The organism is Metasolibacillus meyeri (assembly GCF_003049505.1).
In the GTDB taxonomy this organism is placed as follows: domain Bacteria; phylum Bacillota; class Bacilli; order Bacillales_A; family Planococcaceae; genus Metasolibacillus; species Metasolibacillus meyeri.
Genome location: NZ_PYWN01000027.1, coordinates 1 through 16775, shown reverse-complemented (window position 1 = coordinate 16775; position 16775 = coordinate 1). Strand labels below are relative to the sequence as shown.

Annotated in this window: 11 protein-coding genes and 1 pseudogene; 4 read left to right on the top strand and 8 right to left on the bottom strand. The window is 32.5% G+C overall.

All coding sequences use genetic code 11. The annotated features are described in order from the left end of the window. From C9J34_RS04200 to C9J34_RS04160, 8 genes and pseudogenes are all read right to left on the bottom strand, one after another. Positions 1 to 5655, bottom strand: a complete 5655-nt coding sequence (locus C9J34_RS04200; RefSeq protein ID WP_107838611.1) for a peptidoglycan DD-metalloendopeptidase family protein — start codon at positions 5653 to 5655, stop codon at positions 1 to 3. 203 nt (positions 5656 to 5858) lie between these two features. Next, complete coding sequence (locus tag C9J34_RS04195) at positions 5859 to 6314, bottom strand: hypothetical protein (RefSeq protein ID WP_107838610.1); 456 nt, start codon at positions 6312 to 6314, stop codon at positions 5859 to 5861. 353 nt (positions 6315 to 6667) lie between these two features. Then, positions 6668 to 7672: a hypothetical protein gene (locus tag C9J34_RS04185; protein ID WP_107838609.1), complete on the bottom strand. Its 1005-nt coding sequence runs from the start codon at positions 7670 to 7672 to the stop codon at positions 6668 to 6670. Positions 7673 to 7701: 29 nt separating this feature from the next. Further along, positions 7702 to 8445: a hypothetical protein gene (locus C9J34_RS04180; protein ID WP_107838608.1), complete on the bottom strand. Its 744-nt coding sequence runs from the start codon at positions 8443 to 8445 to the stop codon at positions 7702 to 7704. A gap of 568 nt (positions 8446 to 9013) precedes the next feature. Beyond that, a pseudogene (locus C9J34_RS04175) lies at positions 9014 to 9244 on the bottom strand (HU family DNA-binding protein); the annotation flags it as partial. 219 nt (positions 9245 to 9463) lie between these two features. After that, positions 9464 to 12088: a hypothetical protein gene (locus tag C9J34_RS04170; RefSeq protein ID WP_107838607.1), complete on the bottom strand. Its 2625-nt coding sequence runs from the start codon at positions 12086 to 12088 to the stop codon at positions 9464 to 9466. A 113-nt stretch (positions 12089 to 12201) separates the two neighbouring features. Next, positions 12202 to 12477 (bottom strand): hypothetical protein, encoded by a 276-nt coding sequence (locus C9J34_RS04165; protein ID WP_107838606.1) that lies wholly within the window; start codon positions 12475 to 12477, stop codon positions 12202 to 12204. A 147-nt stretch (positions 12478 to 12624) separates the two neighbouring features. Further along, the gene (locus tag C9J34_RS04160) at positions 12625 to 12942 is read right to left on the bottom strand and encodes a hypothetical protein (RefSeq protein ID WP_107838605.1); all 318 of its coding nucleotides are present in this window, start codon (positions 12940 to 12942) and stop codon (positions 12625 to 12627) included. A gap of 257 nt (positions 12943 to 13199) precedes the next feature. Between C9J34_RS04160 and C9J34_RS04155 the strand changes: the two genes are divergently transcribed. The 4 genes from C9J34_RS04155 to C9J34_RS04145 all read left to right on the top strand — a co-directional run bounded on the left by C9J34_RS04155 (position 13200) and on the right by C9J34_RS04145 (position 16721). Then, positions 13200 to 13814: a LexA family protein gene (locus C9J34_RS04155; protein ID WP_107838604.1), complete on the top strand. Its 615-nt coding sequence runs from the start codon at positions 13200 to 13202 to the stop codon at positions 13812 to 13814. 119 nt (positions 13815 to 13933) lie between these two features. Further along, entirely contained in the window at positions 13934 to 14080 is a 147-nt protein-coding gene (locus C9J34_RS21810; RefSeq protein ID WP_193768884.1) for a hypothetical protein, read from the top strand. A gap of 324 nt (positions 14081 to 14404) precedes the next feature. After that, complete coding sequence (locus C9J34_RS04150; RefSeq protein ID WP_107838603.1) at positions 14405 to 15736, top strand: hypothetical protein; 1332 nt, start codon at positions 14405 to 14407, stop codon at positions 15734 to 15736. 13 nt (positions 15737 to 15749) lie between these two features. After that, positions 15750 to 16721 carry a phage lytic cycle repressor MrpR family protein gene (locus tag C9J34_RS04145; protein ID WP_107838602.1) on the top strand — a complete coding sequence of 324 codons (972 nt, stop codon included), beginning with the start codon at positions 15750 to 15752 and terminating at the stop codon, positions 16719 to 16721. Positions 16722 to 16775: the final 54 nt, after the last annotated feature.

The window sequence follows — 16775 nt, the reverse complement described above, 5'->3', positions numbered from 1 at the left end:
TTATTTTATTCCTTTCCTGCGAAGTAGCTCGTCATTCATCATTTTATTGAATTTCTTTAAATCATTCATATCGCCATCCATTTTATCAATATTAAAATTAATCGTGATCGTATCTGAACTAGCACCAGCAGGACCAGCGAGATTTTGCAGTGGGCTTGACATCGATTGCATAACCGATGAAAAATTATGCGAAATAGCAGAAATGCTATTTGCTAAACTGTCGCTGAACTTACTATGTGCTAGTAAGCTTGCTGTATCAATTTTAGCAAGAGCTGCTTCGTTGGAATAGGCAGTTGCAGCCGCTTGTGTAGGGGGATTTGTGCTTAATGAACCTACGCGAGAATTAATTCTATTTCTATAAATCCCACTTAAAATATTAGCATTTTGTTTAATAAAGTTTTTCAGCACTTCTTGATTTTCTTTTGATAACTTATCAAATTCAGTGTTAAAACTTGAATTAGGCTCAATTTTTGAACCTGCTGAACGTCCCTCTGCAGCCCATTTAGCCCCTTCTCGTTTAACTGCATCGCGCATATCGCCCATGGGCAAGTCCTTGCCTATAATATCTGATAAAAATTTACCAAATAACACTTGAAAGTCTGCATGGGTGACATTAGAAGGTGAATTGCTAGAACCACTACCTGAAGGAGGGGAACTATCAGGAAGATTCGCCTTAGGCTTATTGGGATCAAAGCCATCTATCTTTAGCTTGTTAGGGTCTGGTAGTGAAGTATATTCGTTTATTAATTTGAGCGCTTCTTTAAGATTATCAATTACATTTTCACGAATAGATATACCTACAGCTTCCATTGTCCCGTCTAAAGTGTTGGCTAGTAGAGGCATTGTCTCTTCCATTTCAGTGATATAACCATTTAAATGAGCCACAACTTTTTCAAAATGCCCTTTTGAAATGTCTTCACGTATTTGAGCAAACTTTCTTTCATCGTTTAGCAGATCATTATAATGTTTTTGCCAATAAGCTTTTTCTTTTTCTATACGCTCACTATTTTTTTTATATTGCTCATCCTCTAACTCTTCACGCTCACGGATATCATCCTCTTTATCGCTAAGCAGATCATTTAAGGCTTCTTTTTGCAGGTCAATATCACGGCTATGACGCTTTTCTGCAATATTTTTATCAATATTGTCTAGCTGCTCTTGTAGCTGTTTCCGTTTAGACTTTGCCTCATGAGAATCATCTAATGCTAAAAGATTCATTTGGTCGACAATCTTATTACGTTCAGATTCAAGTTCATCAATTTCCATCTGATAAGAGCGTCCAGCCTCTTGACGGTCAAGTAATTTTAATTTTGCCTGAATGCTCTCACGGAATAAATCTAATTCATCCTTCATCGCTTTTTTCCGTTTGTCAGAGGCTTCTTGTTCTTTTTCAAGCTCCTTGTCAATCATCTTGATATGTTCATCTCGACGTTCTTGAACATATTCTTTATAAGCATTGATTACTTTATTGGCAATATTCTCACGCATTTTTTCTAACGATTTATTTAACTGATTAACTGCAGCGCTTGCATTCCAGTAAGCTGCTGTTACCTCTTCCAGCATCTCGGTAGCCTTTTTTAAATCCTCTGGGGAAATTTCAGAGTGCTTTAGCTTCTCAGCTTGTTGACGTCTTGTTTTGTCGTGTATTTCGACTAATTCTTGTTGTAGCTTAATTTCTTCTTCTATACTATTTCTATATTCAGCAGAACCTTCTTCATAGAAACTTCGCATTGTTTTAAGAACATTAATTTGATCGCTTATATCATCGACACGCTCGTCTGCTCTTGTTTTAATATTAGCAACAATTTCAAAGTTATTATTACTGATTTCTTGAGCTAAATTTTTAACCGAAATAGATAATGCGTTCGCATCATCTTTCATTGCTTTCAAGACTTCACCAGAATATTCTCCACTCGCAATTAGCTTATTTAAATCATCTAAATCTTTTTGATTTATAAGCATTTTACGATTAGTGTGCTTGTTAATTTTTTCTAAAGTTAAAACATAGCGCTCCGAGTTTTTATCTAGCTCTTGCAATTTAGCCTTTTCATATTCAATAACTTGGTCTTGTTTTTCAAGATTATAGTTTCTAGCAGATTGCATATTATCTAGTTTTTTATGACCGATTTCATTCGTGCTGTTCTGAACGGATGTTTTGAGGTTGACTATTTTTTTATTTAACTCATCAATAACAATTTGAGATAAACCACCTTGCTGAATTAATTCTTCATAAAAAGCCATTGCCTCTTTATCTACATTTTGCTTGCGTTTTAAAATATCAATTTGCTTATTCAGTGTTGCATTGTACTGAGAAGAATCCCTATTGATATTTTTTAGCTTTGCCTCCTCAAAAGCATAGCCATCATCTAAGATTTTACGTCGTTCATCGAATTTCTCGGTATAGGAATCGATGTTTTCTATTGTTAAATTTGAAATTCTTCTTTTGGTAGCTACCATATCTGTCTGAACTGCATCATAGGCCGCCTTAGCCTGATCCTTGCTTTGGGGTGTTGTAGATACTGCTGAATTACTTGTAGATACAATCCCTTTTTTAGCATTATTAACATGTGAGGCTGGATTAATTGTTTGTCCCTTAGAGTTCCTTATTTCATAATGAAGATGAGAGCCATCTCCGCCATTACTTTTAGTAGTACCTGAATTACCAATAGTGCCGAGTTTAGTACCTGCTGTAATTTGCTGACCTTTGACAACAGATATATCATTTAGATGAGCATAATAATGTTTGTTATTTTTTTCATCTTGAATAATGACAAGATTCCCGTATGAAGAATGTTCACCAATATCCTTGGCGTTTCCTGCTTTGTAAACTTTACCATTGATATTAGATTCAAGGGTATCCCCAATTTTCCCATCAATATCTATACCTGTATGGTTATCAGAACGAGCACCATATTGGCTAGTGATGGATCCACTCCAACCTTTTAAATTTTGTTTAGTAGTAGTTGTTGTTTTACTAGTATCTTTATTAATTGTTACATTGCCAGTTTGTTTAATATTACCTGAAGCTATTTGTTGTCTTAGCGCTTTAGCTTGTTTTTCTTGTAGCTCTAATTTTTGTTTTTCTAATTTTATTTCTTCCTCTAACGATTTACGATAGCTTTCAGAGTGTTTTGGTAAATCTTCTCGGCGATCTTGTTGTTTAGCAATTGCTTTGTCTAATTCTCTTATAGATGTGGCATATTCGTCTGTAATGTAAATAGCTTCTTGGGTTGTTTTGTTATTTTCTTTAGTAGCTCTAGTAGCTCTATTAGTTGAAGTCCCTAATGTTTTGAAATCTATATTAATTTCTCCTAATGAGAAATTATCAAAGGTTTTATTTAATTCTTCTTGCCCTGTTCGAGCTTCTTTACTTGCTCCACGTATCTTTTCAAACTCATCAACAGTATAAGCCGTATCTGCATAACTTTCACCTGATTTTACAGTTGGAAGGGTAAACATTTTTTTAGTTTCATCATAATAAACGCCCCATTTATTAGCTAAGTCATGCATTAATTGAATATCTACATCAGCTTTTAATTGAGCTAAATTACTCCAGTTATCTAAATCTCCTTGATAAAATTTAAATTGTTTCTTTACAAAATCTTCGATTAAACGAATATTGTCTGTATAAAAATTTTCGTTTTTTTCTAATTTTTCTATTAATTGTCTTTGAGCGACGTTAATATCTTCATCTCGTAATCGAGTTAATTCCTGAATCATTGCAGCTTCATCGCCTATATAATTAATTAACGTCGAATGTTTTGCAAGTAATTCAGTCATTGTTTTACTTGTAAGATGACCTGTTGAATTGTAATCTTCGAGAACTTTATTAATACTAGAAATTTCGCTAGTTGCACTCTGTAATTCATCTGAGAATTTTTTGAATTTTTCGGTGGCAATATCGCCCCCAGCAGCTTGAGCAGCTATAGCAGCTCTTATGGTTTCCATACTTACGCCAGCTTTTTTAGCTTCAATATAGATGCGATTGTATTCAGAAACAGAGTCGGACAGTTTTTGGTTTAAAACAGATATAACAGAGGATATTTCTGAATCTGAGAAACCTGATGATTTTAAAATATTAGGGAGATTTGACAACAGATCATCAGCATTTTTTTTTACTTTCACAAATGATTTTTCCGAAGCATTTTCAATATCATCAAAGACTTGTATAATCTCTGGAGTAATTGCATAGTAGTCAACTGAAGTAAATAACTCTTCTAACATTTTATTTACTGTGCGTATGTTGGAGAGGTCTGCTAAGTCTAATATTTGAGCTGAGAAGGTTGATGCAAATACCTTGGAACTTTCGGTGAGACTATCATTTTTAGAAATTGTATTTTCAATAGCTGATAGATAATCTAATTTCATTATAGTTGTTAAGTCGCTGAGTTTTTCTTCTTCGCTTTGTAATACCTCAATATAGCGTTTTGTTGATACAATAACTGATTCTAAATAATTCATATCAGCATGAGTTCCATTTTGGGAGGCATCTATTAACTTGCTTTCCAATTTAGGTAATAATTCATTAATCAATTTAGAAGAGGAATCATATATTGGATCCCCATCTTTATTTACAAAATCTACAACATATTTAATATTTACTTCTTGTCCAGGTTTATTATGACTACCTTCATTTTCTATAGCAAAACTTTGCCCGTGTTTATTTAGACGCTCTAGAATATTTTCACTTTCGTAAATCCTACTATTTCTAGCATTCTCCTCTTCAATTCTAGCTTTTTCTTTTTCGATATCTAATTCTTCTTTAAGTAAATCAATTTTAATTTTTAATGCCTCATGGCTAAGAATAACCTTGTTTCCATAAGCATCTACACCTGAAGCAAGAGAGGGGAGTAGCTGAGTAATTTCATTTTGAATATCTCGATACTCAGCGATGGTTTTGTTATCAGGATTAGGTTCCTGCATCTTATTATTTAGTTTCTCATATTTAAGAACAAAAGAGTCAATTGCTTGCTCGTTATTGCTGTACGAATTTAAAATTTCTTTATTTGCAGCTACTAGCTCATCGAATTTTCTTTTTGCTTCGCCCATTTTGTCCACTATCGTACTTACTGTTTTTCCAACCACGAAATCTAATGCAGCAAAGGCTAATCCTACACCAGTAGCTATAACTAAACCTTTTAATGCATTTTTTGCAGCGGTGGCTGAACCAATCAATGCTGTGAAATCATCACTCATAGTCCTTATATTAGATCCCATAAGAGAGAATCCAGAACGAGCATTTCCCATTACATCAATCAAATTTTTTGAGCTACTTGAGGCATTTTCAATCCCCTGTGTAACAACGACTAATTCATTCGATATAGTCAGACCATCTAATGACTGTGAAGCTAATGCTGACCATGTAGTATTTAATGAGGTAAGGGCTGTGTCTACTTGTAAAATTTGCTCATAGGTATCCTGCAAGCCATATGTAATGGATTCTGTTATTACATCTACAGGAAGAGCTTGCAGGGCGGTTTGGAGGGAATTTATCATATCTCCAACGGCACTGCTATTCATTGAATATTGCAGTTCCACGTTGATGCGTAAATCTTTTTGTAGTTTATTGATGTATGTTTGAATGTTTTTTTTTGAATTACGTTCAGCTACATTTAATGCTAAAAGTAACTCGATCGGTTTATTTGTTGGGCTCACTGTATCTTACTCCTTTATTAAATGTAGTGAAATTTTTTATTCTGAAAAAAGCATACTTTAAGCAAGGGGAATATAAATTTTTCAAAATAAAAAGACCTCGCATTCGTGCGAGGTCTTCATTTTTGAGCTGGTGGTATTTGCTATTGGATGCTAGATTGCTCTTTTAAATTTTCAGTTTGACTTTCAGACTTCAGCTTTTCTTGCTACTTGTCTAATTCAACAAGCATTTTTTCTGCTAATTCGCTAATGCTATACAATTGTTCAATGACTTTATTGATTTCATCGTCGTTAAATACAAGCTCTTTAAATATTTTATGTAGGCCTGTTGTGTAGATTTTATCAGCCGTTTCTTTATGGATTTCATAGGACTTTCCATCTAACTCATCTTTTAATGAAGAGAAGTGTTTGAAGATTAAGAACTCTGTATAGCGAATCAATTCAAAATCATTGGAGATAAATGGCGCATTATTTTGTTCATAGTAATTAATTGTTTCTACTAATTCAACAAATAGCTCGTCCTTCTTATTTTGGCTAAATGTAGGGTAATAAAGAATAAATTCATCTTGCTCTTTATCGAAGTAGAATTTTTCCTTTTGATTGACCTTTTCTGTTTGTTGATGAATATAGGATAGGCCTACTGGATTGTGTTGTTTTGTCATTTTAAAATGCTCCTTTTTTAATTTTATTAATCAATTATGCCTTGGCGTAATTGCGTCCAGATTTTTTTCGAGCTTGCTCGAAAATCTCCTCTTCAAAATCTGTGACATCCGCCGGAGGCTTTATCATGATTCAGTGGACGTAGATACCCGCTGAATAAAAAGCTATATAAGCATTCATCTTGCTATATAGGAAGGTGAGAGTGTTCTGTATCTATGGCTGCGTTTTCGATACAAGAAACATTTTCTGGATCATGATAAATAATTCAAGTTTTTTCCTAACAATCTTAGGGAAATATTTCAACTATTTATAATTAAAAATAGAGTAGGGAAGTGATCCCTACTCTAAAATGTGATTAAACGACAGTTACTTCGACGGTATCGCGGTTACCTGCTGTATCTGCTACACGAACCATGACAACATCGCCTGCGTTTGCAGAACCTGCTAATGTAATAACGCCGCTAGCATTTACTGTTGCAATCGTAGCATTATCAGAAGTAAATGTTAAACCTGTGTTATCTAATTTAATTGTGCCGTATAAGCCACCACGCTGACCGTAAACAGTCACTAGCTCTGAGTCGGCTGGTGTTAAGCCCGCTTCCAATGTTAATTCTGGTTTATCTACATACAGACTATGTACTTCTACAGTATCTTGATCAAAGCGTTTAATCGAGATAATTGCGTATACGCCTTTATTATCTGCTAATGCTCGACCAGACATAGGCGTAGATGAAACGCCATCATGTGTCATCGATAATTCTAATGCACCATCTGGCTTAAATTGAGGTACGATAATTTGCATTTCGCCAACTTTACCATTGCGTGTATTAATATCTGCATTCATAACCATCTTCACAGCTTTAGGGAATGCATCACCTGTAATTTTAACTGTGTCCATTACTTCTTTGTATACATAAACAACATTGACCTCTTTGTCAGCTAATGCAGGGTATGTAAATTCATTGCCATTAGCAACGACTTGAACATACTCACCATTACTTGCTTGAACATGAACTGTTCCAAAAGGTGTATTTGGTAGCGTACCTTTACCAGTGCTATCCAACGTGATAAATTCATCAGCGAAATAGTCACCTAATTCACGTAAAATACTAGTACCGTTTTGCATAGCTAAATATTTCATATCAAAAGTCGCTTCTGTAATCTTGAACGTTAGCTCTTTTTGATAGTTGTATTCGTAAATACCTTTGCTGCCTTTACCTGCATTAATTAACTGTGACTGCATTTGCTGCTGCATGGAAGCATCTAACTTTGTTTTACCATTTAAAATCAAGTTATTTGTTTGTGGCTCAAAATATTTCACTTCTGATACCGATACTAAAAATTCATTTTCTTTTGTCATTATTATTCCTCCAATAAATATGTTATTAGTTATCCATTAATGGTTTTATTCGCTTTATCAATAAATTCTTTAGCGTCCAATGTAACTCCGTCATCTGTATTGCTATCATCAATATGGCCCAACCAATGTGGAAGGTTGGTGTTATCTTTAAATTCAACAAATCCAGAATAACGTGCATTTAATATCGCTTCAGCACCTAAAATATGGTCGAATCTCGTTAAGCCTTTTTGAAATTGGTAGATGGTCAATTGCGCAATTTCAAAATAGGGGAGCCCGCTCATACAGTGATAGGCAACAATTTGTTGATCGATTCCGGCGGTGCGATTGCCATGTTTACTTAAAAACTCTTTTGCATCATCAATTTGTTTTTTGATTTCGGGGTTAATAAATTCATCATCGATATCAATTAAGTTTTGTTCGCTAATCATTGTCTTGAGTTTATCGAAGTCACGTTCACGAATAACGATTTCATTTTTTACGATAATTTCGAATTTGTTTTGATCATTTAGATTAAATCGAAAGTCATCTGTTTGTAAAATCATTTCAAGTAAGCGAATTAGCTTATCAATAAGAAAAGTAAATTCATTTGTAGAGATTAACATTAAAAATTGCAAATAAGACATTCGTAAGATGTTAATATCTTGTGTAGCATTTTTAGGAAGCATTAAGCATTGCACGACATTATAAAATTCTTCACAATCGCTTATTTTAATAGGGTGTAATTCTAAACCTTTATATTTTCTAGGTTTGCCAAGTACATCTGAAACAGTCATAAATCAACACCCGCTGCTAAGATGTTAGAAGAAAGCTTGCTGATGTAGTTACTTACATCAATACTTATTTTGTGCATTCATAAAAGCTCCTTTTCTCAAAGTAAAAGGGTGCGATATCATGCTACTGCACACTTTTCTTGTTTTGTTTTCATGACACATAAACCTCCTTTTGTAAAATATATTTAATTAATAAAAATAAAAGGATTATTTGCAGAAACCACGTTAAATAAATCGTACTTTGTCACAATATCTATGATTTAGTACATAGAATTAGCCAATTTAAGCACGCAAAAATAGATGTCTCTGTCATTTCACCTTTTATTTTGTAGATACTCAAATAAAGATAGTCATTGATGTATCCTAACATACGCCATAGTTACCTTACTGATTGTTAGTTGAACGAATCGGGCTTTTACTATATATGAAGAGGGGGATTTCAAGTAAGAAGAATAGGTTCTGTTAACTTATGGCGTATTTTAGCATAGCTCAATTATCTTTCGACACAAAATGAATCTACTGAATCAACATAAAAATACAAGGGGCTGGATTGCCTCTTGTATTTTTACGATTATTTAATTTTTTCTTTTAATGCTTTAGCGGCTTTAAATTTGGCTACATAAAATGCTGGAATCATCATTTCTTCACCAGTTTGTGGATTGCAGCCTTTACGGGCTACACGTTCGCTTTTAGCAAAATCACCAAATCCAGTAATGGAGACTTTTTCATTTGTAGCAATTGTATTTCCGATTGTGTTAAAGATTGTATCGACACTTGCTCGTGCTTTATCAGTAGTAAGCTTTGTGTTTACTAATTCCTCAAGTTCAGCTTGTACTTTTTGCTAATGCTACTGTATTCATTAAATTCATTCTCTTAAAATATATTTAATTAATTTTAAAAGGGGATATAGGTTGTCTTCCCTTGTAGACTGCGCAAGAGAATTGTATGAAATCCCTTCGTTGAGCCTTTAAATTGTTAATGCGTATAAAAATGATTATCATGAATCTTTATGTATCAACGATTATAACGTTTTAGCTTTTGGGACACGTTTCTTTCTTTTGCCATCTCTCCACGACTTTCTAGTGTTTTCAACTTTACATGTGGGGCATAATAATTCGTTTCCTTTTGCCTCAAATCGAGTTGGACAATTATTGCATTGCGCTGTGCCTTTTAGATTGCGTGTTAGGTTTTCATAAATGATTTCTCCAACAAGGCTCCATATAGTTTCTTTAAATCTCGAATTTCTTACATAAAAATATTTTACTAAATGATCCGTTAGTACATGCAAATCTGATTCAATTTTCAGTAACTCTTCCTTTAAATAGATAATAAACCCTACATCGCCCATTTCATCTTTGGACATTAATTTATGCTTAGTTTTATTGATATCTTCAAATACTTTTATTAATTCATGATTAATTTCAATCTTATTATTATGCATTAATTTCTTATAATCAAATTCACCAACTGTATTTTTAAAGCGAATTGGTTTATTCGGAATAAAGAAATTTAGTTTGTTAACAGTCGTAAGGTTGTTCGGATTTTTGGATAGCAATGGCAGTATTTGATTTTCCTCTTTATCCTTCGCATATTTAAAGAAATAGGGAAGTTTTTCTTTTGAATAACCTTTTAAAATAGCCTCAACATCTTTAGGCTTTTCAGGTAAATATAAAGTTTTTGCATAATCTATGACAAAGTTATTGTACATACACAACCATTTAATCGCTTGTAAATTTGGTTTTTCAGAATTCCAAATCTTGCTAATATCATTACTGATAATTCCTATATTCGCTTTATATGCACTTGTCAGGGCATGATATATAATATCATTATCGAGTATTTTGTCTTCTGCCTTGTGCATTTCATAATATAAAGGGACAATGTCCTTCATTTCTCTTTTGGCTACAGCTATTAGTGTAGGATTTTGCACAACTAAACTCTTATCGCCATCGTTATCGAATTGAAGAATTTTACTAATAGCATCTTTTACACTCGTATAAATTCCTTTCGTAATAAACCAATCCGCAATAGACGAATCTTTGATATTATTTCTAACGGCATGCTCTTTATATAAATGGGGGGCCCGCAAAATATCTACATCGCCAGCGTTAAAAATATTGCAATATACTTGGTCGGCTTGTAGTAAACCATTAGGGTTTGGATTTTTTAAAAATAGCCATTCACAAAAAGCATATAAATCAGGAATGATAAACGTATAGTAGCCATTGATGTTTAATTTGCCAGCCTTTGCTTCTTTTATTAGCTTGCGTTTTTTATTTTTAATAACCTCTCTGCAATGAGAATCGCTTAGCAGCTCTGGATATAGTAGCAAGGATTTTTGAAAATAGTTCATATTGGAATTTTCTTTGACTGCCCCTAAAACTCTCAACATTGTTTTCTTATCTTTACCTAACGTTAAAATATCATTAATTGTCGGGGCTGCGATGTCCTGAAGCTCCTCATCAGTCATCGTCACTAATGTTTGCAGCATCTGATAGTTCATGCTTGCTTTAGCGCCGATATCCTCAATATTTAACTTAGCAGATTCACAATTGTATGTTTTAAATTTGTCTTTATAGTCATCCCAGGAATCATAAAATTTCCACATTTTGAATTGTGATTTTGTTAGTATGATATTGATATTATCGGCAAGAATATCGTACTCCTTGCCATAAATATCAATGATTTTAGGGCTGCATTTCTTTTCTTCAATGAATTTTTTGAAGTCAAAAGGGGTTAATAAACCTTTCATCCAAGGCATTCGGAACATAAAGGATTTTTTAGATACAGTAGGTAGCATAATGCCGCAGCCATCCATATGCTCAATAGGAATGTCCATCCTTTGTCTTGTAATTTCAAATGTTTGGCTATCAATATAGTCAACAACAGAATTTACCTTAGTGGAAAAATCATCTACTACAACGATTCGATCAATATTAAACCTTGTCCATTTAGAAGAGGCTGAATTGGCTAATGCTAAATATGCTTGATATTTATTTGCATTTATACCGCCTTTACGATTAATAGTATTTAATGATAATCCACAGGTAATGGCATTTTCAGTAGCCGCATATAAATCTTCTTTAATCGCAACAATCTTTTTTGTTCGAATTTGTCCAGCGCTGGATGTAAAGTATTTATATTTTTTTTGCTGATAATAAAAGCCATTATGGATGATGGACTTTAAAATTTGATAATGAAATATTCTTATAACAAATAAATCTGTTGTAATTTCATTATTTTTAAATTTGCATAATCTTGTGAGCGAAGATTCAAATACGCCTATTTGATTCGTTATTTTTAAAGCATCTTCTCGCAAAATTCTCGGTTGGTGCTGTGGGTAGGATTCAATTAATATTGATAATTCAGATTTATATTTATTGACATAAGCATTCACGTAAAGTGATCTAGCTTCATATTGACCTAATTTATTTGTGTACCTTGTAAGCAATTGTTCCTCCGTGTGATTAACTGCTTCTTTCTCCTCAAGCAAATGAATAAACTCTTGCATTTCCTGTAGTTTGTTTTTTAGTTTATTTTTTAATCGTAATGCTTTAAAGTACATCTCATTTACATGCATTTCTTCATCTGTATAAAAATCCTTCGTTTCTAATGAGTGTAGATAAATTTGATTTTTTAATGTCAATTCATATTCTCCTCTCTCTATACAGAGCGAATTTTCATAAAAAGCTATAAAGGCTCTATCTATTTTTTAGTTATAATCGTAAATATATTTTCATAGCATATACTTAATGGATTTTAAAATTTGAATTCGTAATATGTATGTATATTAGACTTAATATATAGCGATTCGGCATATGTGATCGTACCAGTAAGCTGGTAGCGTTCGTAAATTTCTTTTTCAAGAGGATGTAACATATCTATTTGGTACATTTCTTCTAAATAGTATCGAAGTTCTGATAAATTCGTTGTTAATATATGCTCATTTCCTTTTGGTAAGTAAAAATTTTGAATTTCATGATTAAATTCTCTGACGCCATCATTAAGTGCTAACCCTTTTGTTCTTTGATTCATTAAATTTCCTCCAATTTTATGTTAGATTAAATATCTGTTTTGAAATATGTTTAATCAATTTTGATGAAAGAGAAGAACTACATTAGTAGTTTTTCAGACAGCTCTTTTAGATAAAGAAATGTAAGAGGAAAATATATTTCCTCCAAATTAAAATATTTCTACAGCATAATTGATAAAGACAATTGGTATCCATTCAATGTCATCAGTGCTAACGTTTAAGACAGTCCAATCATTTCTATTTTTATAATGGGTATGAATATAATCCTTTGCTGTATGTATCGCCTGCTTTTTACTATTTGCATCAATTGTTCGTTCAAAAGTAATATGAATTTTATCCTTAATAATTTCCACACTACCATCATCAAAGTATGGATGTAAGTCATATTCTGCGTCCTCATAAATAGCATCAATTGTATAAGTTGAAATTTGGTAAACGATTGTGTTAATAAGTTGAACATTGCCCATATATGATTCTCCTTTATATAAATTTGAAATAGATTTCTCATTTTTAAAACGAGATAACTTTGTTAAAATTTGCAGTTATTCTAAAATGCATCATGGAAGATTTTATCTATTAAATTTAGATTACTACAGAATTTCTGTAGTTACAAGTCAAAAATACAGATATAATGTACTTTATTTTAGTTTTTAGTATTTAACTTTAGTTTTTCTGTACAAAAATACAGTATTACTGTACAATGAGGTGGAGGAGGTGAAGTAATATGGGTGTTGGTCAAAAAATAAAAATGCTAAGAAAATCAAAAGGTCTTACACAAAGTGATTTAGCAAAAAAGCTTGATGTGGTTTCAACAGCTGTATCTGCTTGGGAAAGAGATGCCAATAAACCAATGCTTGATAAACTAACAATCATGGCAGATCTTTTTGATGTTCCTATTTCCTATTTCTTTGACGCAGAAGCTTTACCATTAAACGTAATTCCTGTACAGCCTAACTTTATAAAAATACCAATCCTAGGAACTATCGCATGTGGTGATCCAATTTTAGCAGAGGAAAATCATGATGGGTACAGGTATGAACTAGCAGATACGCTGCCTAAAGGGAATCTATTCTATTTAAAGGCTAAAGGGGATAGTATGGAACCCACAGTGCCGAATGGTTCCTATGTATTAATACGAGAGCAGCCTGAAGTAGAATATGGAGAGATCGCTGCAGTATTGGTAAATGGTGATACGGAAATGACCTTAAAGCGTGTGAAGAAACAGGGCGATACGATATTATTAATGCCAGATAACCCCGAACATGAGCCGTATATTATTACAGAAGAAAATCCAGCACATATTATTGGCAAAGCGGTACGCTATACGCAAGACTTATAAAGTAAACCTTTTAGTATGTTTAATAATAGCAAAGAAAAGACTTGGCTCATTCGCTTGGTCTTTTGTTTCTCTATGTGTGAAAGACAATCAGATAAAATGAAAGCAGAGAGGATAAATAAATGAATCCATATGAATTATATAAACAAGAACTAATCCAGCAGGTAGTGAAGAAAGAGGTAGATGCCTTTTATTTAATTGATTACGTCATTGAGCTATGTCAAAAGATTGATGAATTAGATTATAGGTTAAATAATAATGATATATAAATTAACATGAAATACAACATTGTCGATGAATCATGAGGGAAGGTTAAGGGAGAAAGTAGGAGTTTGTTAATTAAAAAGAAATCCTAATTTAACATGAAAATTAATTAATTATATTTAAAAATTGAAATAATGTGCTATGATGTATATATGATAAAAGTAGATAGATGTATTTATGGTAATGAAATGCATTTAGTTGAATATTTAACGACACGAGAGTATCTACCTAGCACACTTATCATTAAACATGAAAAGTTAGACTTGCGTAGTATAATTAGTGATAATATATTGTAGATATATAGTTAATTAAGAAAAGAAGGGATTCTAATGAAGTTAGGTATAACAAGAGAAGATATTGTAAATGCAGTGAAGTTAGACATAGAATTATTAATCAAAAGTCCTCAAAAAATAAAGGATGTAGTAAATAGATTAGAGAAAGACCATGACATTCCTAGAAGTGATGTTCTTCAACTTTTAAATACAGAAGCAACGCTTAAAAATATTGATCTTATGGAGCTAGGAATAATAGGTGAGACGATTGCATTAGCCTTAGGTAAGGGGAAGGACTGGCTGAATAAATATTTTAATCCACCGGAGATAGAGCGAATGAGCGTGTATAAAAGAGCAGAGGTGGATACAAGTATTTCGTTGTCTTTTAAGCCAGCTATCAAACTAAACGATAATGTTTTTATTATTGGTGTGTCAAGGCAAGATATAGCCAAGATGTATGACAAAGGGCTATTTACTTGGGATGAAAAGATACAGAGAGAAGGCAAAAGAAAGACATACAATAATGTTGTATTTTCTATTCCAAAACTAAACGAGGCTAGTGTTAGGGAAATAAAAGAACAGGTATTACAGAATGTTTTAGTTGAAAATGAGCTAGCTTATAATTTAGTAAAGGATTCCGCTGATGATGGGGTCGAGCTTTATTATAATGAAGAGACATTTGAACTGACTTTTGCGTCAAAATTTATAGGCCAAATTATTGATGGGATGCATCGGACAGCGGGTATACACATGGCCTGGATGGAAGACAATAATATAAGTGGCTACATGCCAATTCGCATATCAAATTATACGACGAAAGAAGCGACAAGATACCAATATGAATTGTCTAAAATGACACCAATTGATAAATCACGTTTACAAGTATTAAGCCATGAAAGAATAAATGATCGAATTGTTAATAATTTGAAAGTAGATGGTAGATTAAGAAACAGAATTTCCAATGTTTCAATTCCAGATAGGAAAATGGGCGAATTAGTTGCGTATATCGTATTGTCAGATGCTTTTTATCATCTATTTGAAAAACAGAATAATACAAAAACTGGCAAACTAACAGAGGAATTCAGCGAATATTTAACATATTTATTTGAATATTATGAGGACGACTATTTAAATGATGCTAGTTCTTTATTGTTTAAAAATAAGTTTTTTTATTGGCATGTATATATTTTTAAAAAGATGCTGGAAAACGCAGTTTCATTTCATTTGCTTCACAAAATAATTAATGTGGATTATTTTAATAAACACTTTGTATTGGAGTCATTTGGCACCAAACAAATCAATGATCATCAAATTAGAGGCGAAAAAGAAAAACAAGGGCTATGGTTGATGAATAAAATGCTTGCGGCTAGTGATTTGTTGAAAACATAAAGGAGGGATTACTTTGACAACACCAGAAAATTTATTTAATGAAGAGGTAAAACAATATTTTATTGCAGAATTCCCAGAAGAGAGTATTAAAAGACATCAAGCAATGGGGCTATTTAAAAATGCTAAACTTATTGAGGAAAGACTAGGAATTGATTTATATGATATGCCATATAGTGAATTAGATAAATTTTTATTAGGGAATGGCTATAAATCAAGCAATTCGGTAGTAAGGGATATCGTTCTGTTAAACCAATATATAAAGTGGGCTGAACTAAATGGTTTAGTAACAAACCAGACGAACAGGCTGTTTTCCACTTCGCGCAAATCTATTGAGAAATATATTTATAAAAATTTCAATACGATATATCGCAAAGAAGATATCGTCAATGGGTTGAAGCAAGAGAATGACTTATATTATTTAATTGGTCTTTGTTTGTTTGAAGGGATTGGTTCAGTTAATTTTGAAGAAATTCAAACTTTAACAGTTGATCAACTAGCTGAAAATAATAGTGAATATTTTATTCGTTTAAATAGAGGCCTATTGTCTATTAGCGAAGAGCTTTATCAAGGGTTAATGCAGTACGATAAAGTGTGTATGGATAAAAATTTACATTCTGAGTTTGTAGATAGTGAATATATATTTAAACCATTCAAAAGAAAAAATTCTGACAATAAGCTTGTTATTCATCCTGCTATTAGAAATAGAATGTGGAATGCTTTAAAGGAGTGCTTAGGAGATGAAACATTTAACCTTGCTACAGTTGTAAGGAGTAGCTTCAGCTACTATGCGTACATAGAAATGAAAAAATCAAATAATATGCTACTAACTACCGAAATCTTAAAACAAATAGCGGATAGACATGGTAAACATAAAAATATATATGGCTACTATTTGGGGAAAATTTTAGATGAATTAAATATCAAATTTATGAAGGAAAGCTATGGAGACTTTAAAATTGAGGATAAAATATTGAATAAAATATAATGTTTAACTGAGAACTACTTGGTTTTCAGTTAAATTAAAATTAATTAAATATAT